Below are 25,269 nucleotides of genomic sequence, written 5' to 3'. Positions count from 1 at the left end.
TTACGTCCGGTGTCTCGCAGCACGGGCGAGAACCGTTGCCTCCTCCATGATGTCGATCTCGCTGGATGCGTCGTCCGGTCCGCCGAACCGGTGCTCGGAGGCAAGCGCGCCCGTGGCCTTCTCGAGCCGGACCCGCGCCGCGGCGGCCATCATTTCGCGACCGAGGCGGACGATGGTGTCCTGATCGTTCTCGGCGTTGAGCTCGAGCAGGAAATCGCGCACGCCCTTGGGAAGCCCGACGAAGACGGTGATCGCGCTGGACACCGCGTTCGAGACGGACCTGTTTTCCATCGACGCGACCCGCTTCAATTTCGAGGCCGTTCTGCCGTCGACATTTGCCGAAACCGTGGAGGACACTGCACGCTCCTATAGACATACATCGTTTCTATATAGCCGAGCGGCCATGGACCGACAACGGGCGTGGAACGCGATGCGCCGTCGGGAAGGACGACGTCTGGACATCGGCTCGGCATCAATTGCTGGCGGCGTCAGTGGGTTTGGGCGCCGCGCTTGCGACCTTTCCCGGGGCCGTGGGGTCGACCGCCAGCGGCGGCGCGGTTTCGAAGCGGGCGCCGAGCGCCTTCAGCAGGCGGGTGACGTCGCCGGAGAGCATGCGCGGGCGCACGAGCGGCGGCAGGGCGTTTTCGTCGGTCTTGGCGACGGCCGCTGGCGTGGCCGGCTTGCGGGCCGCTGGCGGCGGGGCAATGCCCGGAATCGGGCGGTGGTCGATGCCCTGTTCGGCGTAATCCATCAGCCGCTTGAAGGCCATGGCGGGCAGCGAGCCCCCGGTCATGTTGTTGGTCGAGGTGTAGTCGTCGTTTCCAAACCAGACGGCGGCGGTGTAGTCCCCGGTAAAGCCGACGAACCAGGCATCGCGATAGGACTGGGTGGTGCCGGTCTTGCCGCCGGCCACGACGCCGTTGTCGAGCGCCGCCTTGCGCGCCGTGCCGATGATCGGGATCTGCGTCAGCATGTAGTTCATCGAGGCCGTGGCCTTTTCGCTGAGGACCCGCTGGGCCGGCGGGGCATCGCGGTTGAAATCATAGAGCACGTCGCCGTCATAGTTCAGGATCTGGCTGAGACCATGGCGGCGCGCCTGCAGGCCGCCCGCGGGAAAGACGGCATAGCCGGTCGCCTGGTCCATGACGGTCAGTTCGGAGGTGCCGAGCGGGATGGTCTTGTCCGGGCGGATGGGGGTTTCCACGCCGAAAGCCTTGGCAAGCTCGACGATGCGGGGAATGCCGAGCGTCTCCTTGGCGAGCCGCACCGGCACCGTGTTGATGGAGCGGGCGATGGCGTTCAGGAGCGTGACCTTGCCGGAAAAGCTGCGGCCGTAGTTCTGCGGCGACCAGCGACCCCAGGTGATCGGCGCATCGCTGATGGTCGTCTCCGGCGTCATGCCCTTTTCCATGGCGGCCGCATAGGTATAGGCCTTGAAGGACGAGCCCGGCTGGCGCAGCGCCTTGGTGGCACGGTTGAACTGGCTCTCGCCGTAGTCGCGCCCGCCGACCATGGCGCGCACGGCGCCGCCGGTCTCGATCATCACGAGCGCGCCCTGGCTGACACGGTAGCTCTCGCCATACTGGCGCAGGCTCGATTCGATCGCATCTTCCGCCGCCTGCTGCAGGCTCATGTCGATGGTGGTGCGCACGATGAGGGAGTGCTGGGCAAAGGGCGCGGCGACGCGCTGGACCTCGTCGAAGGCCCAGTCGAGGAAGAAATCGGGCGCTGTGACCTCGGCGCGATCGACGACGCTTGCCGGATGGAGACGCGCGGCGACCACCTGGCCCTCCGTCATCAGCCCGCCCTGCACGAGATTGGTCAGGACCTCGTTGGCCCGCGCGCGGGCGGCCGGCAGGTTGACGTGCGGCGCGTAGCGGGCCGGGGCCTTGAACAGGCCGGCCAGCATGGCGCTCTCCGCCAGATTGATATCGGTGATGGCCTTGCCGAAATAGAACTGCGAGGCCGCCGCCGCGCCGAAGGTGCCGCCGCCCATATAGGCGCGGTCGAGATAGAGGCGCAGGATCTCCTTCTTCGACAGGTTGCACTCCAGCCAGACGGACAGGAAGGCTTCCTTGATCTTGCGCTCGAAGGTGCGCTCGTTGGACAGGAACAGGTTCTTGGCGAGCTGCTGCGTCAGCGTCGAGCCGCCCTGCACGACTCCGCCGGCGCGGGCGTTGACGGTCATCGCGCGGGCGAGGCCGAGGAAATCGATGCCCCAATGGTCGAAGAAGCGCCGGTCCTCGGTGGCCAGCACCGCTTTCACCAGCGTATCCGGCAGCTCGTCCACGGGCACGCTGTCCTCGTGGATGATGCCGCGGTGGCCGATCTCATTGCCGTAGCGATCGAGAAAGGTGACGGCGAAATCGCTCTGCGCCAGCCAGTTGCCCCTGGTCTCCTGGAAGGCCGGAAGCGCGAGCGCCAGGAGCAGGACAGCCCCGACCGTGCCCCAGGTCATGCCTTCGCCGAGCAGTTCGAACACGACGCGCTTCCATCCGCGCATGCGGAAACGCCGGAAGAAGATGGTGACGTCCTCCCACCATTCCGCAAGGCGAAAACCGGCATGCCAGACGGTCGAATCGATGAAGGCATCGATGCGCAGCAGGATATGGCGCTTCTTCGGGCGTTCCGGCCGGGCCGGCGCGGGTTCGGCCGGGCCAGATTTGGAAGGGCCAGCTTCGGAAGGGCCGGGTTCGGACGGGCCGGCTTCGGAAGGGGCGGGGAGGGATGCCGCCTGCCGCGGGGTGCCGGGCAGGGCGGATGCCGCCTCGTCCGGGGTCGCCGGGCGCGGGGTCCTCTCGGGCATGTCGTCGATCGGGCTTGTCAACGCTTCGGACCGTCCTCAATCTCGCGCGGTGTTTCGATGTCGCACAGGCTGCTGGCGAAAGCAGGCTTTTTTCGCGCGGGATGAGACTATACTGCCACGGGGCGGCATTCCCTTCCACGGGGATATGACGGAACAGCCTTAAAAATCTGGAAATGGACGCTTACCTAGTGCAGACGGACCTGACGCTGAGAGGTCGGTTTCGAACCGATGCGTCGGCAGCGACGGACTTTTCCACGACGAAAGGACGGATCCATGGGCGACGTGCCTTTCTGGAAGACCAAGACACTGGAGACGATGAACGGCGCGGAGTGGGAAAGCCTCTGCGACGGGTGCGGTCTCTGCTGCCTCAACAAGCTGGAAGACTGGGACACGGGCGAGATCGCCTGGACCTCGATCCGCTGCACGCTGCTCGACGGCGACACCTGCCGCTGCCGCGACTACCCCAACCGGCAGGCGACCGTGCCGGACTGCATCCAGCTGACGCCGCAGCAGGTGCGCGAGCTTCCCTGGCTGCCGCCCACCTGCGGCTACCGGCTCGTGCGCGACGGCGAGGACCTCTACTGGTGGCACCCGCTGGTGTCCGGCGACCCCGAGACGGTGCACATCGCCGGCATTTCGGCCCGCGGGCGCACGATCAGCGAGGACGATGTCGATATCGACGACTTCGAGGATTTTCTGGCCGACTGGCCGACCGACGGCCATCCGCGCTCGGAAACCTGATTATTTTCTCGTCATAGGAAAATAGTCCTTGACGGCGTGACGGTGTTCCGGTAGGTTTTATGTATGGTCGGAGATGTGCGGGTGCGGCGGGGCCGCGGCGCACGGCCCGGCGTTTTTTCCCCACTTCCGGCTTCCACCCTTTCTCACGACAGGACGATGCGATGATCGACGGACAGGCAGATCCGGCGCTGTTTGGCGCGTGGCCGAAGCGCTGTGTGTATGACGGGGCGCTCGCCGTCGACGCCGAGCCCACGGCTGACAAGCTCACGGCCGGCGAGATCCGGCTGTTCCTCGACCGGAAGGCGGCCGACATGCCCGCCGGCGATGCGCTTCTGGAGATGCTGAACGGCATGACGCGCGAGCTGCGCGAGCAGATGCAGATGTTCCAGATGCTGCGCCAGCAGGCCGACCGCCAGAAGATGGAGGCGGGCGAGGAGATCGACCGCAAGGTGGCCCAGGCCGATGCGAAGGCCTCGATCGAGGCGATGTCGCTGATCGTGCGGACGCTGGAGAAGATCGACAGCCTGCACCGGACGCTGGCGCAGGACCGGGAACGGCTCGATGCGGAGACCCTCGACGATGCGGGCTATCACTCTCTTCTCGTCAAGCTGGAGGCTGTCATCGAGCAGCGCACTGTCGAGCGTTTCCGGGAGCGCGAGGCCGAACCGGCGGCGCGGACCGGAAAGCCTGCAGACGGCGCCCCTGTGGAGGAACCCGGCGCAGCCGGACGCCCGGCCGCTCTTTCTGGCGACGATGCCGTGCCCGGAGTCTGCCATGGCGAGAGACCCCTCCCGCCCTACGGATGACGCGGCTCTGGCGCGCGCCGCGCAGCGCCTGCGGATCGACGCGGCGCATGCGGCGCTCTTCACGGCGATCATTTTCAGTCTCGAGGGTGGCGTGGGGCGGATCAGCGACAATCACGGGAGCACCATGGCGCGTCTGGGCGCCCTCGGCCGGGAGATCGCCAGCCGGTCTCCTGCCGGCAGCGCGGATACGGCCGACCGGCCGTGCGGCACGGCGGATCGGGGGAGATCGGCGGAGGTGACGCCCGACATGCAGGCGATGTCGGAGACGCCGCGGACGGCAGGGGTCGCATCCTGGCTGAAGAGCGTGGTCGGGGATCTCCCGCCGGTGCATCTCGCGCGTCTCGCGTCAGACTGGCGGCTGACTGGGCGGGCAGAGCAGCGGCCGCCGCCCGGCGACTGGCGGGTGTGGCTGCTGATGGGCGGCCGCGGTTCCGGCAAGACGCGAGCGGGCGCGCACTGGGTCCATGACCTGGCGACCGCGCCTGGCGCCCGGCCGGGGCTTCGGATCGCGCTGGTGGCGGAGACGCTCGGCGATGCGCGCGAGGTGATGATCGACGGCGTCTCCGGCATCTGCCGGGTGGCGACGCGCCACCGCCCGGAGTTCGAGGTCTCGCGCCGCCGGCTTGTGTGGCCGAACGGCACGATCGCCCAGATCTTCTCCTCGGAAGATCCGGAAAGCCTGCGCGGGCCGCAATTCGACTATGCCTGGTGCGACGAACTGGGAAAATGGAAGCATGCCCAGGCCACCTTCGACATGCTGCAGTTCGCGCTGCGGCTGGGGGCCGACCCGCGCATCCTGGTGACGACGACACCACGGCCGATCCCGATCCTCAAGGCGCTGGCCGCGGACCCGGCCACGGTGCTCCGCCGCATCCGCACGGCCGACAATGCCCGCAATCTGGCGCCGGGCTTCCTGAGGGCGATGGACGGCCGCTATGGCGGCACGCGGCTCGGGCGGCAGGAACTCGACGGCGAAATGATCGCCGACCGGGAGGATGCGCTCTGGAACCGGGCGGCCATCGAGGCGCTGACCTTGCGCGACGGCGGCTCGCTGCGGGAGACGGGGCCCCTCGGCCGCATCGTCGTGGCCGTCGATCCGCCGGCCGGATCGGGGCTGGAGAGCTGCTGCGGCATCGTGGTTGCCGGCATCGACGGCCGCGGACGGGCCGTGGTGCTGGCCGATTGCTCGGTGGAGGGTGCAAGCCCCGCCGGATGGGCGGCGGCGGTGGTGCGCGCCTTCCGCCGCTTCGATGCCGACCGGATCGTCGCCGAAATCAACCAGGGCGGCGACATGGTGGCCGCCGTCCTGCGCGGGATCGATGCGCGCCTGCCGATCACCAATGTCCGCGCCAGCCGCGGCAAATGGCTGCGCGCCGAACCCGTCGCCGCGCTCTACGAACAGGGCCGCGTGGTCCATGCGGGCGCCTTTCCGGCGCTCGAGGACCAGATGTGCGACTTCGGCGCCGAGGGGCTCTCCTCGGGACGCTCGCCCGACCGGCTGGACGCGCTGGTCTGGGCGCTGACGGCGCTGATGCTGGACGGCGGCGGCGAGCCGCGCTTGCGGATGGTGTGACGCGGGGCGGGGCGGACGATGGTGGAACGGTTATGCCGTCACGGCCCCTCATCCGGCTGCCGCCACCTTCTCCCCGCCTGCGGGGAGAAGGGACCCGGAGCGCGCGCGTTGCCCCATCTCCCTTCGCCCGCGCGGGGAGAGGGACTTGGAGCGAGCGTTTTGCCGCATCTCCCTTCGCCCCGCGCGCGGGGAGAAGGTGCCGGCAGGCGGATGAGGGGCGGACAGGATCGCTGAGGTCAGGAAGAGGCAGGGCCAGGTGCATGTGCGGCTGCCGGGTGGGACAGCGGCGCATCGGTTCAGGCGGCGCGGTTTCCGGGCGGATGATGGTGGAACGGTTATGCTGTCACGGCCCCTCATCCGGCTGCCGCCACCTTCTCCCCGCCTGCGGGGAGAAGGGACTTGGAGCGCGCGCTTTGCCCCATCTCCCTTCTCCCCGCGCGCGGGGAGAAGGTGCCGGCAGGCGGATGAGGGGTGGGCGCCGGTGGTCGCTCCATCAACGAAAAGAGGCGCACAGGGTGCGCCTCCTTCATCTTGTCCTGCAGTCGTCTTCGCCTGTCCGGCGCTACTTGGCGCTCGCCGGCTGGGGCTTGGCGGGCTGGGTCGCGGCGGTGCGGATCTGGCGCCATTCGTTCTCGAAGCGTTCGAAAAGGCTCTGGGAAATCGTCTTCACGGTCATGGTCTCTCCTTAACGCGACGGTTGAGTGCGACAAAAACGCACATTGGACACGAAGGTTCCGCGAAAATTTTCGGGAAGGCGACGTCTCAGCCGCGCGTGGACGACACCGGCGCTGCCGACGGACGGTTCTCCGGACGGATCTCGGTGCGGCGGTCAGCAACGGCAACCGAGCGCATCTGCTGCCATTCGTTTTCGATGCGGCTGAGGAGATGCGGCGGGATGGTTTCGCGAACGGTGGTCTGCGTCTTCATGGTCGAGGTCATGCCGTCTCTCCATCGTGTTGTTTAAAATTCGACCCAAAGTGGTCGGTCCCCTGTCGTGGGCTTACGCTGGCAGATGCTAAACGAAAAGTAAATCATGGGCTTAGGTCATTTAAACGATTTAGATTTTCTAAATCGATTGAATTCTTGGATTTCAGGGACAACCGGGCGTCGGCGCGGATCGCCCGAAGAAGGAACGAGAGCATGGACGGATGCATGGACCGGGCAATCTTCTTTCGCATCGTCCGCCGGACGCTGTTTACAGGGCATCTGGACCCGGACCAGGTAAGCGGCATCGGCGCGATCCTCGACCGGTCGGAGCCGGCGCAGGCGGGCGGGCCATCGGGGTCAGCGCATCCCGTGCCGTATGACGGGCGCTGGCTTGCCTATCTCCTGGCAACCGTGCAGCACGAAACCGGGCGAAAAATGCAGCCTGTGCGCGAGACGATGGCGGCAACCGATGCCCAGGCCATCGCCCGGCTGGACCGGGCTTTCGCCGCGGGACAGTTGCCAGCGGTGCGCGTGCCCTATTGGCGGCGCGATGCGGAGGGCAAGGCCTGGTTCGGCCGCGGGCTGGTGCAGCTGACGCACCGGCGCAATTACGAGACGATGTCGCGGCGGATCGGCATCGACCTTCTGGCCGACCCCGGTCGGGCCATGGACCGCGGCACGGCGGTCGAGATCCTTTACGTCGGCATGGAGACGGGCGCCTTCACCGGCGTGTCGCTGGCCGACATGTTCCATGCCGCGCGCACCGACTGGGTGGCGGCGCGGCGCATCATCAACGGGCGGGACCGGGCCGTGGAGATCGCGGCCGACGCCCGGGCCTATCACGCGGCGCTCGAGGCTGCGGGTCACCCCTCCTTCAGAAGGATCGCCACGTCATGAAGATGCCCTTCGGCCTGAAAAGACCCCGCTTTGCGACGGACGCCGGACGCCCAGCGCCACCGCGGAAACCCGAGGCCGACGCCGCGCCGGGGCGCGAAAGCAAGGCGGCCGGTTTCGTGGCGATCGCGCAGGAGGGGCGGGCGCACTGGACGGGCCGATCCTATGCCGCGCTGGCGCGAGAGGGCTTTCTGCGCAATCCGGTGGCTTATCGGACCGTCCGGATGATCGCCGAGGCCGCCGCCGCCGTGCCGCTCATCGTCTATCGCGCCGGACGCGAGGTGACGGACCATCCGGTGCTGCGCCTTCTGACGCGGCCGAACGCCCAGATGGCGGCAGCGGACTTTCTCGAAACGCTCTATGGCCATCTGCTGCTGTCGGGCAATGCCTATGTCGAGGCGGTGACGATCGGCACCGAGACCCGCGAGCTGCACCTGCTGCGGCCCGACCGGGTGCGGGTGCTCGAAGGGCGCGACGGCTGGCCGGAGTTCTACGAATATCGCGTGGGCGGCATCGTGCGGCGCTATGCGGCGGGAACGACCCTCCTGCACCTGAAGCTGTTTCACCCGCTCGACGACCATCTCGGCTTTCCGCCGCTGGCGGCGGCGCAGACGGCGCTCGACCTGTCCAATGCCGCCGCGACCTGGAACAAGGCGCTGCTCGACAACTCCGCCCGGCCGTCCGGGGCGCTCGTCTACCAGCCGAAGGAGGGCGGCAACCTTTCGCCCGACCAGTACGACCGCCTGAAGAGCGAGCTGGACGAGGGCTATAGCGGGCCGATGCGGGCGGGACGGCCGCTGTTGCTGGAGGGCGGGCTCGACTGGAAGGCGATGGGCCTTTCGCCCAAGGACATGGACTTCGTGGAGGCCAAGAACGGTGCGGCGCGCGACATCGCGCTCGCGTTCGGCGTGCCGCCGATGCTGCTCGGCATTCCCGGCGACAACACCTATGCGAACTACCAGGAGGCGCATCGCGCCTTCTATCGGCTGACCGTGCTGCCGCTGATCAACCGCACGGCGACGGCGCTCTCCGCCTTTCTCTCCGACCGCTTTGACACGCCGCTGCAGCTCGGCGCCGATCTCGACCAGGTGAGCGGGCTTGCCGGCGAGCGCAGCGAACTCTGGGCGCGGCTCGGCGCGGCGGATTTCCTGACCGACGCGGAGAAGCGGGCGGCGGTGGGATACTGAGACAATCGCAGGCGTGCAAACGCCAGCCGGCGAAGGCCGGTTGGCGCACGGTGGCTGGCGAACGGTGGCTGGCGAACGGTGGTTGGCGAACGGTGGTTGGCAGGACGAAGCGCAACACGGAAGGACAGGACGATGGCGGAAGAGTCTCACCTCTGGATCGCGCGGGGGATCGGGTCGGTGGCGGGGGCGGCGGTGTCGCTCATCTACCTCCTGCCCCGCAGCCGGCACGAAGCGGCGTCGCGGTTTCTGACCGGCACGGTCTGCGGGCTGGTGTTCGGCGGGCCGACCGGCGTCTGGGCGGTCGAGCGCCTGGGCATTTCCGGGCTCGTGTCCGGTGCGGAGGTGCTGCTGACCGGATCGGCGGCGGCCAGCCTCATGGCCTGGTGGGCGCTCGGCGCCGCCGTTCGGATATCCCGGCGCTACGGGCAGAAATAACGGACGGCCGCTCCTCAGGCCACGGCAGAGCGGACAAGGGCGCCCAGGGCACGGCATAGCGGGAAGAGGGCCCACAGGACAAAGGGTCCAAAGAGGCGCTCCCCGCCTTTCGACGCCCGTCGCGCAAACGGCCTTAATCACATCACATCACAGCATCGGAGAATTCCATGGCGACTGACCGATATGCGGTCCGGCGGGCGACGGCGGTTGCCGGGCTGACGCTGGCCGGAGCGACAGGCGAGGGGCGGTTTTCGGGCTATGCCAGCGTGTTCGGCGAGATCGATCTCGGCAAGGACACGATCGAGCGCGGCGCCTTTCTGCACTCCCTGGCCAAGCGGGGGGCGGGCGGCGTGCGGATGCTGTTTCAGCACGATCCGAACGAGCCGATCGGCACCTGGACGACGATCCGCGAGGACGGACGCGGGCTGTTCGTCGAGGGGCGGCTGTCTCCCGGCGTGGCGCGGGCCCGCGAGGTGCATCAGCTGATGAAGGGCGGCGCGCTCGACGGGCTTTCCATCGGCTTCCAGACCGTGAAGGCGCGCACCGACGCCAAGAGCGGCGTCCGCCGCGTGCTCGAAGCCGACCTCTGGGAAATCTCGGTCGTGACCTTTCCGATGTTGCCGTCGGCGCGGGTCTCGAACGTCAAGCATGCGCGGTTCTTCCGCGACAGGGAAACGGAGCTCGTGCGCACGATGCGGCGGGCGGCCCGGATGATGGTGGAACGAAAGGATATTTTCCGATGACCAATCCAGTGACGACGGCACCGGGCAGGACGGCGCCCGAGATCAAGACGATCCCGGACACCATGGCCTCGGCCTTCGAGGACTTCATGGGCGCCTTCGAGGTCTTCAAGGAAGCGAACGACCAGCGGCTGGGCGAGATCGAGAGCAAGCTCTCGGCCGATGTCGTGACGCGCGACAAGGTGGATCGGATCGCGCGCGGGATGGACGAGCAGAAGCGCGCGCTCGACCAGATGCTCCTGAAGAAGGCGCGCCCGGCGCTCGGCGGCAAGGCCGAGGCGATGAGCTTCGAGGCGGCCGAGCACAAGGCGGCCTTCGACAGCTATATCCGCCGGGGCGACGAAGGCGCATTGCGGGCCTTGGAAGAAAAGGCGTTCTCGATCGGCTCGGCGAGCGACGGCGGCTATCTGGTGCCCGCCCAGACCGACACGGAAATCGGCCGCCGGCTGCAGGTGATCTCGCCGATCCGCGCGCTGTCGACCGTGCGGCAGGTGTCGGGCAGCGTGCTGAAAAAGCCCTTCGCCGTGGCGGGCCTCGCCTCCGGCTGGGTTTCGGAAACCGCCGCGCGGCCGCAGACCGCAACGCCGCAGCTGTCGGAGTTGACCTTTCCGACCATGGAACTCTACGCCATGCCGGCGGCCACGGCGGCGCTTCTGGACGATGCGGCCGTGGATGTCGAAAGCTGGATCGCCGACGAGGTCGACATCGCCTTCAGCGAACAGGAAGGCACCGCCTTCGTCAGCGGCGACGGCATCAACAAGCCGAAGGGGTTTCTGAGCTACGGCCAGGTGGCGGACGCCAACTGGGGCTGGGGCAGCCTCGGCTATATCGCGACCGGCCTTCTCAACGGCTTCCGGCCGAGCGGCCCCTCCGACGTGCTGATCGACACGATCTACGCGCTGAAGGCCGGGCACCGGCAGAAGGCGAGCTTCGTGATGAACCGCAAGACGCAGGCCGAGATCCGCAAACTGAAGGATGCCGACGGCAACTATCTGTGGCAGCCGCCCGCAACGGTCGGGCAGGCGGCCTCGCTCCTCGGCTTCCCCGTGGCCGAAGCGGAAGACATGCCGGACATGACCAGCGGCGGCACGGCGATCGCCTTCGGCGATTTCCAGGCGGGCTATCTCGTGGTGGACCGCACGGGCGTGCGCATCCTGCGCGATCCCTATTCCGCCAAGCCCTACGTCCTCTTCTACACCACCAAGCGCGTCGGCGGCGGGGTGCAGAACTTCGAGGCGATCAAGCTGGTGAAGTTCGCGGTCAACTGACCGGGACCGCGCCGCGGCGGCGGCAGAGCCCGCCGCCCATGCCACACGTCCCTTCCAACCGGAGATGTCCATGACCCTTGCCGAACTGGCGCCGCCCGCGGGCGAGCCGCTGACGCTTGCCGAAGCGCGGGCGCACCTGCGCGTGGACGATGCCGCCGACGATCCGCTGATCGCCGACCTCATCACGACCGTGCGCGAACACCTGGAGCGGACGACCGGCCTCGTGCTGATCGCCCGCGCCTTCCGCCTCTATCTCGACGACTGGCCGGAGGGCCGCGTGCTGGAGATCGGGCGCGGGCCGGTCAGCAGCGTCGAGACGATCACCGGATATGACGCGCTGGGCGCGCCGTTCGAGGCCGACATGACCGGCTTCGTCCTCGACGGCCGGGCGTGTCCCGCCCGCCTGTTCCTGCCGGAAGCGCCGCAGACGGCCCGGGCGATCAACGGCATCGAGATCGATTTCACCGCCGGCTTCGGCATGACGGGCGCAGAGGTGCCGGCGTCGCTGAAGCGCGCACTGCTCCTGCATCTGGCGCTGCTCCATGCCTATCGCGGCGCGGTTTCGCCGGGCGACCAGCCGGCGGAGGTGCCGGCCGGCTACGACCGCCTGGTCGCGCCCTTTCGCCGGATGAGGCTCTGACCATGCGCACCGACACGATCGACCCCGGCCGGATGACGGCGCGGATGGACCTGGAGGTGCCGGTGGAGACGCCGGACGGACAAGGCGGCATGTCGCGGACCTTCGTGCCGACCGGACCGCTCTGGGCGCTGATCGAGCCGCGCGTGGCGCTGATCGTCGACCGGCGCGACGAGAGGGTGGTGGATGTCGAGCATGACGTCTGGATCCGCCACCGCACCGGGGTCACGCCCGGCATGCGCTTTCGCAAGGGGACGCGGCTTTTGGTCGTGCTCTCGGCCTTCGATCCGGACGAGACGCGGCGCTACCTCGTCTGCCGCTGCCGGGAGGCGCGCGCATGAGCGGGCGGGAAACAAGCGCGGCGAACGCCCTGCAGGCGGCGGTCTTTACGGCGCTCTCGGGTGATGCCGCGCTGTCGGCCATGCTCGGGCCGGGCGGCATTCACGACCGGCTGCTGGACGATCCGGCGCATCCCTACCTGCGGCTCGCCGGCATCGAGAGCCGCGACTGGTCGACGGCCAGTGAACCGGGCGAGGCGCACGACATGGCGATCGAGGTGCGCGGGGGCGAGGGCGGACATCGCGGCGTGCAGGAGATTGCCGCCCGGGTGCGGGCGCTCCTGGACGATGCGGGTCTTCTCCTGTCCGGCCATCACCTGGTGAACCTGCGGCACGAGGGCACCCGCACGGCGCGCGACGCCGAGGCGCGCGGGCATGTGGCGGCGATGCGGTTCCGGGCCGTGACGGAGCCGATGGACGAGATCCGATGACGGAACGCCGACGTGCTCGGCCATGCCGGGCCGGACGGCAGCGACAGAACCAAAAGGAAGGGATCAGCCGATGGTGGCGCAGAAGGGCAAGGACATCCTGTTGAAGATCGAGAGCGGCGGCGGCTTTACCACCGTTGCCGGGCTGCGGTCCAAGCGGTTGGCATTCGATGCGGAGACCGTCGACGTGACCGACGCCGAATCGACGGGGCGCTGGCGCGAGCTTCTCGGCGGTGCGGGCGTCCAGCGCGCCTCGATCTCCGGTGCCGGCCTTTTCAAGGACCAGGCGTCCGATGCGCTGGTGCGCGCCACCTTCTTTGCCGGCGCAATCGTCGCCTGGCAGGTGATCATCCCGGATTTCGGCACGGTCAGCGGCCTCTTCCAGCTGACCACGCTGGCCTATTCCGGCGATCACCGGGGCGAGGTGCAGTTCGAGGCGGCGCTGGAATCGGCCGGCCCGCTGACCTTCGTGGCCGCCTGATGCGCCCCCGCGCGACAGGCGCGACCGGGCGCGCGAACCGGCACCGGGGCGAAGTCGAGGCCATCATCGACGGCGAACGCCGCATTCTCTGCCTGACGCTCGGCAGCCTTGCCGAACTCGAGACCGCCTTTGCCGCCGACAGCCTGGCGGGACTGGCGCGCCGCTTTTCGGCCGGCGGGCTGAAGGCGGAGGATCTGATCGTGATCCTTGGCGCCGGTCTGCGCGGCGGCGGCAACATCGTCTCCGACGAAGACGTGGCCGGCATGAGCGTCGCGGGCGGGCTTGCCGGCCTGGCGCGCCTTGCGGGCGACCTTCTCGCCGCGGCATTCGGGAGCGATGCGGACACACCGGTCCGGCCGGACCCCTGACGGCCGCAGACGGCGCGGAAAAGGCGGGACCGGCGCCTTTTCCCTGGGAGGCGGCCATGGAGGCCGGCCTTTCGCGTCTGCGGCTGCCGGCCCCCGACTTCTGGCGGATGACCCCGCGCGAACTGGCCTCGGCCCTCGGCCTTTCGGCGCAAAGCGGGGCCGCCCCCGACCGGGCGGGGCTCGCCCGGATGATGCGGGAATTTCCCGACGATGCCGTGTGACGGCAACCGCGAACACTGGAGGCAGGCATGGCGGATGGTGGGGATAAAACCGGGGATTTTCCCGCGATGATCGCGGAGGGCAAGGCGCTGGACGCGGTGCTCTCCGATCTCGAGCAGAGCGCCGGGCGCTTCGGCGCGGCGATGACCAGCGCGCTCACGAGCGCGGTGCGCGGGGGAAAAGGGCTCGACGACATCCTGAAGAGCGCCGGTCTCCGGCTGGTCGACATCGCGCTGTCGGCCGGGCTGAAACCGCTCGAGAATGCGGTGTCCGCGGGGATCGGCTCGGTCCTCGAGGGGCTTGTGCCGACCGCGGGCAACGCGTCCCCGGCACGCGGCGTGGCGCCCTTTTCAGACCATGGCGGCCTCGCGACGCCGCGGTTTCTTTCATCCCTGTCGGCGCAGGGCGGTGCCCCCGCCGGCACGGACGCCGCCGTTGCCGCGGCCGGCGCGGGCCTGCGGGCAGGGGGCGACACGAGCGCCGGCGCGCCGCCGAACGTCGTCTTCAACGTGACGGCGAGCGATGCCGACAGTTTTCGCCGCTCCGAAGGGCAGATCGCCGCCATGTTGACCCGCACCGTCGGGCGCGGGCGGCGCGGCGTTTGACGCCGCCCTTCGTCGAGGCGGGGTAACGTCTGGAAACCCGAACCCTGAAGAGGACCAGCCATGGAACAGGGCTTTCACGAGGTGCGCTTTCCCCTGCGGCTGGCGCTCGGCACCAGCGGCGGTCCGGTGCGGCGCACCGACATCATCAGCCTCTCCAACGGCCGGGAGACCCGCAACAACCGCTGGCGCGCTGCCCGGCGGCATTATGATGCGGGATCCGGCATCCGCTCGATCGACGATCTCTACGCGGTCGTCGCTTTCTTCGAGGCCCGCTCCGGGCAGCTGCACGGCTTCCGCTTCCGCGATCCGCTCGATTTCCGCTCCGGCTCGCCGGGCCAGGCGGTGACGGCGCGCGACCAGGTAATCGGCACCGGCGACGGGCAGACGGCAGGCTTCCCGCTCGTCAAGACCTATGCGGATGCCGGTGGCGGCACCGTGCGCGAGATCGGCAAGCCGGTGGCGGGCACGCTGCTGGTTTCGGTGGACGGCACGGCGATCCCCTTCGAGCGCGTGTCGCTCGATGCGGCCACGGGCATCGTGACCTTTGCGCCTGGCCATGTGCCCCCGGCCGGAGCCGTCGTGCGGGCCGGCTTCGAATTCGACGTCCCCGTCCGCTTCGACACCGACCGGATCGATGTCGATCTCGCCCAGTTCCGGGCGGGGCGCATCCCGAACATTCCTTTGGTGGAGATCCGCCCATGAGAGACATTTCCGAAGCGCTGGCGGCGCACCTGGGCGGCGATGCGACGACCGTCTGCCATGCCTGGCGGGTCACCCGTCGCGACGGCACGGTCCTCGGCTTTACCGAGCACGATCGCGACCTGGCGTTCGACGGCACCGGGTTTCTGGCGGCAAGCGGCTTTCGGGCGAGCGAGAGCGAAGCGTCTTCCGGACTGGCGGCGGATGCCGGCGAGGTGACGGGCGGTTTCTCGAACGTTGCGATCAGCGACGCCGACGTGGCGGCCGGGCGCTATGACGGCGCGCGCGTCGAGCAGTTTCTCGTCAACTGGCAGGCGCCGGACCAGCATGTGCGCCTGACCGTGCAGGAGATCGGCGAGGTCACGCGGGCGGGCGGCGCCTTTCGCGCGGAGCTTCGCAGCCTGACGCACCGGCTGGGCGAGGTGAAGGGCCGCAGCTACGGGCGTCGCTGCGACGCGGCCTTCGGCGATGCGCGTTGTGGCGCAAGCCTCGCCGGGCGCAGCGAAGCGGGCACGATCCGCGCGCGCGCCGGCGACGTGGTGCTGCATGTGTCGGGCCTCTTTGCCGCTGCCGGTGCCTATCGGTACGGGCTGCTGCGCATGACGAGCGGGGCGAATGCCGGGTGGAGCACCGATGTCCAGGATCACGCGGTCGCGGGACCCGACGCGAGCATGGCGCTTTTGACCCTCTGGCTGCCGCCGCCGCTGCCGCTGTCGGCCGGCGACACCTTCACCGTGACGATGGGCTGCGACAAGAGCTTCGCCACCTGCCGCGACCGGTTTGCAAACACGCTCAACTTTCGCGGCTTCCCGCACATGCCGGGCAGCGACTTTTCCTATGGCTATGCGGATGGGGAGACGGTGCATGACGGACGACCGCTGTTTGCGTGACGACAGTTCCGGCGAGGCCATGCGGCAGGGCGTGCTCGCCGCCGCACGCGGCTGGCTCGGGACGCCCTACCGGCATCAGGCGAGCCTGAAGGGGGTCGGCTGCGACTGCCTCGGGCTGGTGCGCGGCGTCTGGCGCGAGATCCACGGGCAGGAACCCGAGACGCCGCCGCCCTACCGGCCGGACTGGGCGGAGCGCAGCGGCGAGGACCGGCTGTGGGCGGCGGCGACACGCGCGATGGGCCCGCCGATCGACCCCGGGGCGATGCGGCCGGGCGATCTCATCCTCTTTCGATGGCGGCTCGGCATGCCGGCCAAGCATGCGGGCATCCTCAGCCTGGCCGAAGACCCGCTTCGTGCCGGTGCCGCTCGCTTCATCCACGCCTACGAGCAGGCCAGCGTCGTGGAGTCGCCGCTGGTGCCGTCCTGGCGACGGCGCATGGCCGGCGTCTTCCGCTTTCCCGAGGGACTGTAGCCATGGCGACCATTCTCCTGCAGGCGGCGGGCGCCGCGATCGGCAGCGTGTTCGGACCGGTCGGCGCGATCGTCGGGCGCGCCGCAGGCGCGTTGGCGGGCTCCATCATCGACCGCTCGGTGCTCAACGGCATGGCGACGGTGACCGGCGCGCGTCTCGGCGACGCCCGGGTGCCCGGCGCCGAGGAGGGCACGGCCATTCCGCGCGTCTACGGCACGCTGCGGATCGGCGGAACGCTGATCTGGGCGACGCGCTTCGAGGAAGAGGTGCATCGCGAGCGACAGGGCGGCAAGGCGAGCGGGCCGCGCGTCGAGACATTCCGCTATTTTGCAAATTTCGCGCTCGGCCTCTGCGACGGCCCGATCGCCGGCATCCGGCGCGTCTGGGCCGACGGACGCGAACTCGATCTGTCGACGGTCGAGATGCGCGTCCATACCGGCACCGGGACGCAGGCGCCCGATCCGCTGATCGCGGCGAAACAGGCGTCCGGCGAGACCCCGGCCTATCGCGGCCTGGCCTATCTCGTGTTCGAGCGCCTGCCGCTCGGCGGCTATGGCAACCGCATTCCGCTGCTGCATGTCGAGGTGATCCGCGCCGTCGGACGTCTGGAACGGCAGATCCGGGCGGTGACCCTCATTCCCGGCGCGACCGAACATGGCTACGACCCGGCGCCGGTGCGCGAAGAAACCGGACCGGGTGAAGCCCGCATCCTCAACCGCCACGTCTTTCATGGCGAGACGGACTGGCAGGCCTCGCTCGACGAGCTGCAGGCCCTCTGCCCGAACCTGAAGCGCGTGGCGCTGGTCGTTTCCTGGTTCGGCACGGACCTGCGCGCCGGGGCGTGCCGGATCCTGCCGGGGGTGGAAACGCGCGACCGCGGCGTCGAGACGCGTCCGTGGTCCGTCGCCGGGATCGCGCGCGCCGATGCGCATCTCGTCAGCCGCAACGGCGGACAGGTTTCTGGCGGGGGACTGGTGTCTGGCGGGGGACTGGTCTCAGGCGGAGGGCCGGCCTATGGCGGGACGCCCTCCGACCAGAGCGTGATCGCCGCCATCGCCGACCTCAAGGCCCGCGGGCTCGCGGTGTTTCTGTATCCCTTCGTGATGATGGACATTGCCGCCGATAATGGCATGCCGGATCCCTATGGCGGCCTGCGCCAGCCCGCCTATCCCTGGCGCGGCCGGATCACCGCCGAGGAAGCCCCGGGCCGGCCGGGCAGCAGCGACAACACGCCGGCCGTGCGGACCGAGATCGCCGCCTTCTGCGGGAGTGCGACGGCTGCGGGAAACGACGACGGGCGATATCGCGCCTTCGTGCTGCACCATGCCCGGCTGGCGCGGGACGCGGGCGGGGTGGATGGGTTCATCCTCGGGTCGGAACTGCGCGGATTGACGACGCTGCGCGACGGGACGGGAGGGTTTCCCTTCGTCGAGGCGCTGGTCGCCCTGGCGCGGGACGTGCGCGGCGTGATGGGGCCGGCGACGCGGCTGACCTATGCCGCCGACTGGAGCGAATATGCCGCGTTTCAGCCGGACGACGGATCGGGCGACCTGCACTTCCCGCTCGATCCGCTCTGGGCGTCGCCCGACATCGATGCGGTGGGCATCGACACCTACGTGCCGCTGTCGGACTGGCGGGACGAGGACGTGGATAACGGCAATCCGGACGGCCAGCGGACACCGGAGGACGGGGCGGCGTTCCGGGCGATGATCGTGGGCGGGGAAGACTTCGACTGGTTCTACGCCACCCCGGCGGATCGTGCCGCCCGGCAGCGCACGCCGATCACCGACGGCTCTGCGGGCAAGCCCTGGATGTTTCGGGCCAAGGATATCGGCGCCTGGTGGGCGAACGCGCATCACGCGCGCAGGGCCGGCGTCGAGCAGGCGACGCCGACGTCCTGGACGCCGCGCATGAAGCCGGTGTGGTTCACCGAGACGGGCTGCCCTGCCATCGACAAGGGTGCAAACCAGCCGAACGTCTTCTCCGATCCGAAGTCGTCCGAGAGCGCGGTGCCGTATTTTTCCGGTGGCGGCCGCAGCGACGCCATCCAGCGCCGGTGTCTGGAGGCGCAGCTCGACCTCTGGCAGGCGGCCGACGCGCCAAGCGGGGTCGACCCCGACCACATGTTCCTCTGGACCTGGGATGCGCGGCCGCAGCCGGCCTTTCCCGGCGACCTCGCGACCTGGGCGGACGGCCGCGCCTGGCAGACGGGCCACTGGCTGAACGGCCGGCTGGGCACGGCGACGATGGCCGATACGATCGCGGCCATCCTGTCCGATCACCACTTTGACGACGGCGACGCGACGCTCGTCTGCGGCGATCTCGGCGGCTATGTGCAGGCCGAGCAGATGTCGGCGCGCGATCTGCTCGAGCCGCTGATGGCGGCGGGGGGAATCGATGCGGTCGAGCAAAACGGGCGGCTCGTCTTTCGCTCGCGGCTGCTGCAGGCCGGCCCGCCGGTGCGGCTCGACACGCTTGCGGAGGTAAAGGACGCACCGCTGACGCTGGAGCTTCGCGGCGATGCCGGCGACTATGCCCGCGAGGCGGTGCTCGATCATCTCGACCCGTCGAGCGACTATCGCCGGACGACCGCCCGGTCGCGTAGGGCGGCCCCCGGCAGCGAGCGTATCCTGCGGCTGTCGCTGCCGGGGGCGCTGCACGAGGCGGCGGCGATCGATGCCGTGGAAGCGGCCCTGCGCGACCATCAGGCCGGCCGCCGGCAGGTCAGCTTTTCGCTGCCGCCGAACGCACTGGGCCCGACGCCGGGAGACATCGTGATCCTGGCGGACGGGCCGACCGGCCCGTTCCTCATCGAGCGGATCGACGACGGCGACGTGCGGCGGGCGGAGGCGCGGGGCATCGTGCCCGGCGGCTGCAGCCGGTTCGTGCCGTCGCCGGACACGCCCGCCGTTGGCCACAGCGCGTCCGAGGCCTTTGCGCCGCTGGTGCAGCTGATGGATCTGCCGCGCTATGCGGAGGGGGATGCGGCAAGCTTTGCACGGGCGGCGGTGTTTGCGCGACCGTGGACGCCGGTGACGCTGTCGTCCTCGCCGACGCGCGAAGGCTACACGGCGCGGTTGTCGCTGGCGCAACCGGCGCGCATGGGCACGCTGGTCGAGGCGCTCGGCCCCGGCGTATCCGGCCGGTTCGACCGTGCGCAGGCCGTGGTGCTTGATCTCCATGCCGGCGAACTGGCCTCGCTGAGCGACCTCGCGCTGTTCGGGGGCGAAAACCGCCTGGCCGTCCTGTCGCGCAACGGCGCCTGGGAGGTGCTCGGCTTCGGTCGCGCCGAGGAGATCGCGCCCGGTCGCTGGCGCTTGCAGCGCCTGCTGCGCGGGCTTGCCGGATCGACCGACGCGCAGGCCGCGGGCGCGGAGGCGGGCACGGCGATCGTGATGCTCGACGCGGCCGTGCAGCCGCTCGGGCTGACGGGCGCGGAGGCGGGACAGCCGCTCAACTGGCGCGTCGAGGCGCAGGGCCGGCCAACCGACGTGGGGCGCACCGTCACCTTTGCCGGCGGGCTCCGGGCGGAAACGCCGCTCGCGCCTGTGCACATCGCCGCCCGGCGGGATGCGGAGGGCAACCTGACGCTGCGCTGGATCCGGTGCGCGCGCGCTGCGGCCGACGCCTGGCGCGACGGGGACATTCCGCTCGACGAGCCGCAGGAAGCCTACCGTGTCGAGATCCTGTCGGGCACGCAGGTCGTGCGCTCGGGCGAAACGACCGGCCCGGACTTTGCCTATCCGCTCGCGCTGGAAATCGCGGATTTCGGCGCGCGGCAGAGCCTGTTGTCGGTGCGGATGCGGCAGACGGGGCAGGTGGTGGCGCTCGGGCTCGCGGCCGAGGCCGCGATCATCGTTTGAGCGCGCGCCCGGCGAAGACGTCGCCAATTGCGCGACGAGAGATCGAAACCCTCCGCCGGCAGGCGGATCGGGGCTTGATCCGAAGCGGAGAAAGTGTCGTAAGTCGCGCATTCATTCGCCATTCAGGCAGGGACACCTAATACACACGCAACACCTCGGACCTGCGAAAGTGCCTTCATGCCGTCACCGCTGATCATTGCGATGCTTACCGGAAGCGTCCTGCTGCTTTCGTTGCCGACGGCGGCGGCGCCCTTGAGAGCCGGCGCGTCGATGGACGACATCGCCGCCATGGCGGTCGCGCCCGTGTCCGGCGATTGCAGCGCAGCGGCCTCGCAGGTCGTCGCGGAGACCGGGGGCGACCTCCTGTCGGTCCAGCTGACCTCCGATGGACAATGCGTCGTGACCGTGCTCATTCCCGGCAATGGCGGGCGGCCGAAGAAGGTGACGATGCGGGTGCCGATGTAGCGCGGTGCGGTTGTCGCGAGTGCACGACTTGGCCTTCCGCTTCCGCAAGGGGTGGAGACCGGCTATGAACGCAAGGCTGCCGGTGTGCCCGGCGACGTCCGTGACGACGGACAGACGGAGAGTGGTATCGGATGCGCATCCTGGTGGTCGAAGACGACGTGAACCTCAACCGGCAGCTGGCCGACACGCTGAAGGAGGCGGGCTATGTCGTCGACCAGGCCTTCGATGGCGAAGAGGGGCACTATCTCGGTGAGGGCGAGCCCTATGACGCGATCATCCTCGACATCGGCCTGCCGGAAATGGACGGCATCACGGTGCTGGAGAAATGGCGCGCGGCCGGCCGCCGCATGCCCGTGCTGATCCTGACCGCCCGCGACCGCTGGAGCGACAAGGTCGCCGGCATCGACGCCGGGGCCGACGACTACGTGACGAAGCCCTTCCACGTGGAGGAGGTGCTTGCCCGAATCCGCGCGCTCATCCGCCGGGCGGCCGGCCATGCCACGTCCGAGATCGTCTGCGGGCCGGTGCGGCTCGACACCAAGGGCTCCAAGGCGACGGTCAACGGCGTCGCGCTGAAGCTGACGTCGCACGAATTCCGGCTGCTCTCCTATCTCATGCATCACATGGGCCAGGTGGTGTCGCGCACCGAGCTGGTCGAGCACATGTACGACCAGGATTTCGACCGGGACAGCAACACCATCGAGGTCTTCGTCGGCCGTCTGCGCAAGAAGATCGGCAACGACCTGATCGAGACCGTCCGCGGGCTGGGATACCGCATGCAGGCGCCGGGTGCCGACGAAAAGGGCGCAGCCGAGAAGGGCGCGAAGTCTTGAGGCGCCGCTCGGCCCGAAGCCGGCGCGGCTGATGCTGCGGCTGCAATCCCTCACGGCGCGTGTTCTTCTCGTCTCCACCATCTGGGCGGCGGCGGCCCTCGTGGTGATCGGCGTCGTGATCTCCACACTTTACCGGCAGGGCTCGGAACGCGGTTTCCAGGATCTGCTGCGCGCGCAGCTCTACAACGTCATCAACTCGATCGTCGTCAACGACAAGGGCGTCCTGGCGGGAAGTCCGCAGCTTGGCGACCTGCGCTTTTCGCAGCCGCAGACGGGCTGGTACTGGATCGTCGAGCCGATCGGCGAGTTCAACACGCCGCCGCTCGTCTCGACCTCGCTCGGCTCCGGCAAGCTGCCGATCGTCAGCGTCGACGACGTGCCCTTCGACATTCGCTACGAGCGGTTCTACACGACGCTCGACAGTTTCGGCAACGAGGTCGAGGTGGCCGAGACGGAGGTGGTGCTCGACATTCAGGGCCGCACGGCCCGCTTCCGCATCGCCGGCAACCGCGACGTGCTCGAAGCCGACATCAACGATTTCAACCGCAACCTCTATCTGGCGCTGGCGATCTTCGGTTTCGGCGGTCTCGGCATGAACGCGCTCGCCATCCTCTTCGGCCTGCGCCCCCTCGACCAGGCGCGCCGGTCGCTCGAAAAGATCCGGGCGGGCGAGAGCGAACGGCTGGACGGCGTGTTTCCGCGCGAGATCCAGCCGCTGGCCAGCGAGGTCAACGCGTTGATCGACAGCAACCGGCGCATCATCGAGCGGGCGCGCATGCAGGTGGGAAACCTGGCGCATTCGCTGAAGACGCCGCTGGCCGTGCTGATCAACGAAGCGCGTGTCCTCGAACCGCCGCATGGCGACCTCGTGCGCAGCCAGGCCGACGCCATGCAGGTTCAGGTGCAATCCTATCTCAACCGCGCACGCATCGCCGCGCAGCGCGAATCGGTGCTGGCGCGCACCGAGGTCGAGCAGGCGCTGGAGCGGCTGGTCCGCGTGATGCGGCGGCTGCATGCGGAAAAGACGTTCCTCCTGACGATTTCACCGCCGAACCTCGTTCTGGCGATGGAGCAGCAGGACGTGGAGGAAACCGTCGGCAACCTGCTCGACAATGCCGCGCGCTATGCGCTGACGGAGGTGCGGATCACGGCGCATCTTTCGGCCGAAGGCGTTCAGGGGCTCGATCCGGGGCGGCGCGCCTGGATCACGGTGGATGTGGAAGACGACGGGCCGGGCATCGAGCCGGAGCAGATCGCCATGGCGATGAAGCGCGGGCGACGGCTGGACGAGAGCAAGCCCGGCACCGGCCTCGGCCTGTCCATCGTGCGGGAGATCGCCGGCGAATATCACGGGACGCTGGCCATGGATCGGGCCGAGATCGGCGGTCTCAAGGCGACGCTGGTGCTGCCTGCGGCATCGTGAGCCGCCTCGTTCGACGATCCGGGGTGCTTTTTCGACACGCTCGACCGGAAATGCGCCGGCGGCCGCGCTTATTTTGCCTTGCGCTGTTGCCCGCATTTTGCGGCAGTGCAAAATACAGGCTTCGACAGGTCGAAATGAGCCGGATCCGCATTGCGCATGACAGACAGACACCGCTTTCCCCGCATGATCCGGACGCTGGCAACCGCAGGTCTTCTGGTGGCGCTGTGCGCGGCCGCCGGCTGTGCGTCGCGCGCGTCCGGCGCAAAGACGGCATCGCTTGGTGGCGTGACGACGCGCAGCGCGGCCTCGTCCTCGTTCATCGCAGCGCTTGGGAACGGCATCATCGGGCAGGTGGCCGGCGCCAAGCTCTCCACCGCCGACCGCCAGCGTGCGCTCGAAGCGGAGTATCGCGCCCTGGAGGCTGCACCGGGCGGCCAGCCCGTCGTCTGGCAGGGGAGCGGCGTCCGCGGTTCGGTCGTGGCAGCGGCTCCCTATCAGGTCGGGTCGCAGAACTGCCGGCAGTACAGCCATACGGTGACGGCGGGAACGGCCGACAGCGTGGCGCGCGGCGTTGCCTGCCGCAATGCCGACGGCAGCTGGACGCCGTTGATCTGATCGCCCCCTGACGGCGAGACCCGCCGCGCGGGCACGCGTGTCGCCACCGATGCTTTCCAAAGCTATCGCCGGTTTCCCGCCTCAATTTTTCGTCATGCTCGCTTTGGCGATTGGAAGCCGGCCGTCTGCATAGTATGGCTGCCGGGAAGGGCTGCGACGGAGGACGCGCGCGTCCGGGGTGGGGGTGCAGGAGGGGACCGGTGGGTGCCGCCCTGCGCCACGGCGACGGCGCATTCCTTGATCGCGATCAATGTCGTGCACGGAGCAAGCACCTAGGCTGCACGGAAGCCGACGGCGTGCGGCATCTCCGGCGCGCGGCGCTGGACATGGACTTGAAAGACTGAACATGCTGTTCTGGATCATCGTTGCCGTGATGACCGCCACCGTCGCGGCGCTGCTGCTCGTGCCCCTGTTGCGGGCGGGCCGGAGAGAGGCCGTGGCCGGCGCACACGACTCCGAAGTGTATCGCGACCAGCTGGAAGAGCTGAAACGGGATGCCCGGAACGGGCTGATCGCGCCCGAAGAGGCCGCGCTTGCCCGCGCCGAGATCGCCCGGCGCCTGCTGGCGGCGAGCGCGAAGGCAGAGCGGCCGACGACCGGTGACCGCAGCGACACCCATGACGGCCGGGCGACTGGCGAAAACACGGCTCCCGCGGGCCGGGCCAACCGGCTGGCGCAGGCGGCCGTCATCGTGGTGCTGCCTCTGGTCGGGCTCTGTCTCTATTTGAAGACCGGCAGCCCCGAACTGCCCGACGCGCCGCTTGCCGCGCGGCTCGCCCATCCCGGCGAGGACATCGAACTCCTGATCGCCCAGGCCGAACGGCAGCTGGCCGCGCATCCGGACGACGGTGCCGGCTACGACGTGCTGGCGCCGATCTATTATCGCAGCGGCCGTTTCGACGATGCCGTGTCCGCCTATTCCAATGCCATCCGGCTCAAGGGGCCCTCGCCACAGCGGCTCGGCGGTTATGCCGAAAGCCTGATCGCGCAATCCGGCGGCCTGGTCGCGGCGGAGGCGCGAAAGGCGCTGGAACAGTCGCTGGCGCTGGAACCTCGCGATCCGCGGGCGCGCTTCTATCTCGCGCTGGGGCTGGAGCAGGACGGGAAAGAGGACGAGGCACTGGCCGCCTTCCGCACGATTGTGGCCGCGTCGCCGGCCGACGCGCCCTGGCTGCCGCTCGTCAACCAGCATATCGCCTCGCTCGCGCCGTCCGGCCCGGCGCCGGCGGCGGACGCAAAGCTCGGCGGGCCGGATGCGGCTGCCATCGCCCGTGCGCAGACGATGAGCACGGACGATCGGCGGCAGATGATCGAGGGCATGGTGTCGAGCCTCGCCGCCAAGCTCAAGGACGCCCCCGATAACCTCGAAGGCTGGCAGCGCATCATCCGGTCCTATGCGGTGCTGGGAGAGAAGACCAAGGCGGAAGGCGCGCTGCAGGACGGGCTGGCCGCCTTTCCGCGCGACGGCGCGGGCGGGCGGCAGCTGCTGGCGCTGGCCGCGGAACTGGGCATCGACACGGGGAAGACGCCATGACGCACACCACGACGGGGAGCAC

General features: G+C 69.2%; 27 protein-coding genes. 24 read left to right on the top strand and 3 right to left on the bottom strand.

The annotated features are described in order from the left end of the window. Complete coding sequence (locus ASG03_RS01890) at positions 1–357, bottom strand: hypothetical protein (RefSeq protein WP_062469276.1); 357 nt, start codon at positions 355–357, stop codon at positions 1–3. A gap of 115 nt (positions 358–472) precedes the next feature. Continuing rightward, positions 473–2,806 carry a transglycosylase domain-containing protein gene (locus ASG03_RS01885; RefSeq protein ID WP_082475573.1) on the bottom strand — a complete coding sequence of 778 codons (2,334 nt, stop codon included), beginning with the start codon at positions 2,804–2,806 and terminating at the stop codon, positions 473–475. 273 nt (positions 2,807–3,079) lie between these two features. Here ASG03_RS01885 and ASG03_RS01880 point away from each other — a divergent pair, with 273 nt between their 5' ends. The 3 genes from ASG03_RS01880 to ASG03_RS01870 all read left to right on the top strand — a co-directional run bounded on the left by ASG03_RS01880 (position 3,080) and on the right by ASG03_RS01870 (position 5,926). Further along, positions 3,080–3,547, top strand: coding sequence for a YcgN family cysteine cluster protein (locus ASG03_RS01880; protein WP_062469275.1), 468 nt, complete (start codon positions 3,080–3,082; stop codon positions 3,545–3,547). A 161-nt stretch (positions 3,548–3,708) separates the two neighbouring features. Further along, positions 3,709–4,353, top strand: coding sequence for a hypothetical protein (locus tag ASG03_RS01875; protein ID WP_062691839.1), 645 nt, complete (start codon positions 3,709–3,711; stop codon positions 4,351–4,353). Then, entirely contained in the window at positions 4,322–5,926 is a 1,605-nt protein-coding gene (locus ASG03_RS01870) for a DNA-packaging protein (RefSeq protein WP_244475130.1), read from the top strand. Before ASG03_RS01875 ends, ASG03_RS01870 begins: the two co-directional genes overlap by 32 nt. A gap of 762 nt (positions 5,927–6,688) precedes the next feature. Here ASG03_RS01870 and ASG03_RS21275 read toward each other — a convergent pair. After that, on the bottom strand, positions 6,689–6,865 hold the full coding sequence (locus tag ASG03_RS21275) for a hypothetical protein (protein WP_156381694.1): 177 nt from the start codon (positions 6,863–6,865) through the stop codon (positions 6,689–6,691). A 213-nt stretch (positions 6,866–7,078) separates the two neighbouring features. On the opposite strand from ASG03_RS21275, the gene ASG03_RS01865 reads away from it, so the two are divergent. The 21 genes from ASG03_RS01865 to ccmI all read left to right on the top strand — a co-directional run bounded on the left by ASG03_RS01865 (position 7,079) and on the right by ccmI (position 25,247). After that, entirely contained in the window at positions 7,079–7,750 is a 672-nt protein-coding gene (locus ASG03_RS01865; protein ID WP_244475129.1) for a glycoside hydrolase family 19 protein, read from the top strand. Continuing rightward, the gene (locus ASG03_RS01860; protein WP_082475491.1) at positions 7,747–8,934 is read left to right on the top strand and encodes a phage portal protein; all 1,188 of its coding nucleotides are present in this window, start codon (positions 7,747–7,749) and stop codon (positions 8,932–8,934) included. The genes ASG03_RS01865 and ASG03_RS01860 overlap by 4 nt, the downstream gene beginning before the upstream one ends. 132 nt (positions 8,935–9,066) lie before the next feature. Next, positions 9,067–9,369: a DUF6107 family protein gene (locus ASG03_RS01855; protein ID WP_062691828.1), complete on the top strand. Its 303-nt coding sequence runs from the start codon at positions 9,067–9,069 to the stop codon at positions 9,367–9,369. Positions 9,370–9,536: 167 nt separating this feature from the next. Continuing rightward, entirely contained in the window at positions 9,537–10,112 is a 576-nt protein-coding gene (locus ASG03_RS01850) for an HK97 family phage prohead protease (protein ID WP_062691826.1), read from the top strand. Further along, a complete protein-coding gene (locus tag ASG03_RS01845) occupies positions 10,109–11,377 on the top strand; it encodes a phage major capsid protein (protein WP_062469263.1) in 1,269 nt (422 codons plus the stop codon). Before ASG03_RS01850 ends, ASG03_RS01845 begins: the two co-directional genes overlap by 4 nt. A 70-nt stretch (positions 11,378–11,447) precedes the next feature. After that, positions 11,448–12,017, top strand: coding sequence for a head-tail connector protein (locus ASG03_RS01840; protein ID WP_062469260.1), 570 nt, complete (start codon positions 11,448–11,450; stop codon positions 12,015–12,017). A 2-nt stretch (positions 12,018–12,019) separates the two neighbouring features. Next, positions 12,020–12,355 carry a phage head closure protein gene (locus ASG03_RS01835; protein WP_062691824.1) on the top strand — a complete coding sequence of 112 codons (336 nt, stop codon included), beginning with the start codon at positions 12,020–12,022 and terminating at the stop codon, positions 12,353–12,355. Continuing rightward, positions 12,352–12,783 (top strand): DUF3168 domain-containing protein, encoded by a 432-nt coding sequence (locus ASG03_RS01830; protein ID WP_062469253.1) that lies wholly within the window; start codon positions 12,352–12,354, stop codon positions 12,781–12,783. The genes ASG03_RS01835 and ASG03_RS01830 overlap by 4 nt, the downstream gene beginning before the upstream one ends. Before the next feature lie 70 nt (positions 12,784–12,853). Beyond that, on the top strand, positions 12,854–13,261 hold the full coding sequence (locus ASG03_RS01825) for a phage major tail protein, TP901-1 family (RefSeq protein ID WP_062469247.1): 408 nt from the start codon (positions 12,854–12,856) through the stop codon (positions 13,259–13,261). Beyond that, positions 13,261–13,629, top strand: coding sequence for a gene transfer agent family protein (locus tag ASG03_RS01820; RefSeq protein WP_062469244.1), 369 nt, complete (start codon positions 13,261–13,263; stop codon positions 13,627–13,629). Before ASG03_RS01825 ends, ASG03_RS01820 begins: the two co-directional genes overlap by 1 nt. Continuing rightward, positions 13,626–13,850, top strand: coding sequence for a rcc01693 family protein (locus tag ASG03_RS20900; protein WP_082475490.1), 225 nt, complete (start codon positions 13,626–13,628; stop codon positions 13,848–13,850). The genes ASG03_RS01820 and ASG03_RS20900 overlap by 4 nt, the downstream gene beginning before the upstream one ends. 66 nt (positions 13,851–13,916) lie before the next feature. Further along, positions 13,917–14,453 carry a phage tail tape measure protein gene (locus tag ASG03_RS01815; protein ID WP_062472039.1) on the top strand — a complete coding sequence of 179 codons (537 nt, stop codon included), beginning with the start codon at positions 13,917–13,919 and terminating at the stop codon, positions 14,451–14,453. Positions 14,454–14,513: 60 nt separating this feature from the next. After that, positions 14,514–15,155 carry a DUF2460 domain-containing protein gene (locus tag ASG03_RS01810; RefSeq protein ID WP_062691822.1) on the top strand — a complete coding sequence of 214 codons (642 nt, stop codon included), beginning with the start codon at positions 14,514–14,516 and terminating at the stop codon, positions 15,153–15,155. After that, entirely contained in the window at positions 15,152–16,042 is an 891-nt protein-coding gene (locus ASG03_RS01805; RefSeq protein ID WP_062691820.1) for a DUF2163 domain-containing protein, read from the top strand. Before ASG03_RS01810 ends, ASG03_RS01805 begins: the two co-directional genes overlap by 4 nt. Before the next feature lie 19 nt (positions 16,043–16,061). Continuing rightward, positions 16,062–16,514 (top strand): NlpC/P60 family protein, encoded by a 453-nt coding sequence (locus ASG03_RS01800; protein WP_062692995.1) that lies wholly within the window; start codon positions 16,062–16,064, stop codon positions 16,512–16,514. A 2-nt stretch (positions 16,515–16,516) separates the two neighbouring features. Beyond that, positions 16,517–20,377, top strand: coding sequence for a baseplate multidomain protein megatron (locus ASG03_RS01795; RefSeq protein WP_062691818.1), 3,861 nt, complete (start codon positions 16,517–16,519; stop codon positions 20,375–20,377). 270 nt (positions 20,378–20,647) lie between these two features. Then, entirely contained in the window at positions 20,648–20,842 is a 195-nt protein-coding gene (locus ASG03_RS01790) for a hypothetical protein (protein WP_062472034.1), read from the top strand. A 131-nt stretch (positions 20,843–20,973) separates the two neighbouring features. Next, positions 20,974–21,675, top strand: coding sequence for a response regulator transcription factor (locus tag ASG03_RS01785; protein WP_062691816.1), 702 nt, complete (start codon positions 20,974–20,976; stop codon positions 21,673–21,675). Positions 21,676–21,709: 34 nt separating this feature from the next. Continuing rightward, positions 21,710–23,098 carry an ATP-binding protein gene (locus ASG03_RS01780; protein WP_062472032.1) on the top strand — a complete coding sequence of 463 codons (1,389 nt, stop codon included), beginning with the start codon at positions 21,710–21,712 and terminating at the stop codon, positions 23,096–23,098. Positions 23,099–23,281: 183 nt separating this feature from the next. Continuing rightward, a complete protein-coding gene (locus tag ASG03_RS01775) occupies positions 23,282–23,713 on the top strand; it encodes a hypothetical protein (protein WP_062691814.1) in 432 nt (143 codons plus the stop codon). A gap of 346 nt (positions 23,714–24,059) precedes the next feature. Further along, entirely contained in the window at positions 24,060–25,247 is a 1,188-nt protein-coding gene (gene ccmI / locus ASG03_RS01770) for a c-type cytochrome biogenesis protein CcmI (protein WP_062691812.1), read from the top strand. Positions 25,248–25,269: the final 22 nt, after the last annotated feature.

Origin of the sequence: Rhizobium sp. Leaf341, from assembly GCF_001424325.1 — a bacterium.
Taxonomy (GTDB): Bacteria; Pseudomonadota; Alphaproteobacteria; order Rhizobiales; family Rhizobiaceae; genus Ferranicluibacter.
The sequence above is the reverse complement of the archived record's forward strand: the minus strand, read 5'-3'. Positions and strand labels throughout refer to the sequence as shown.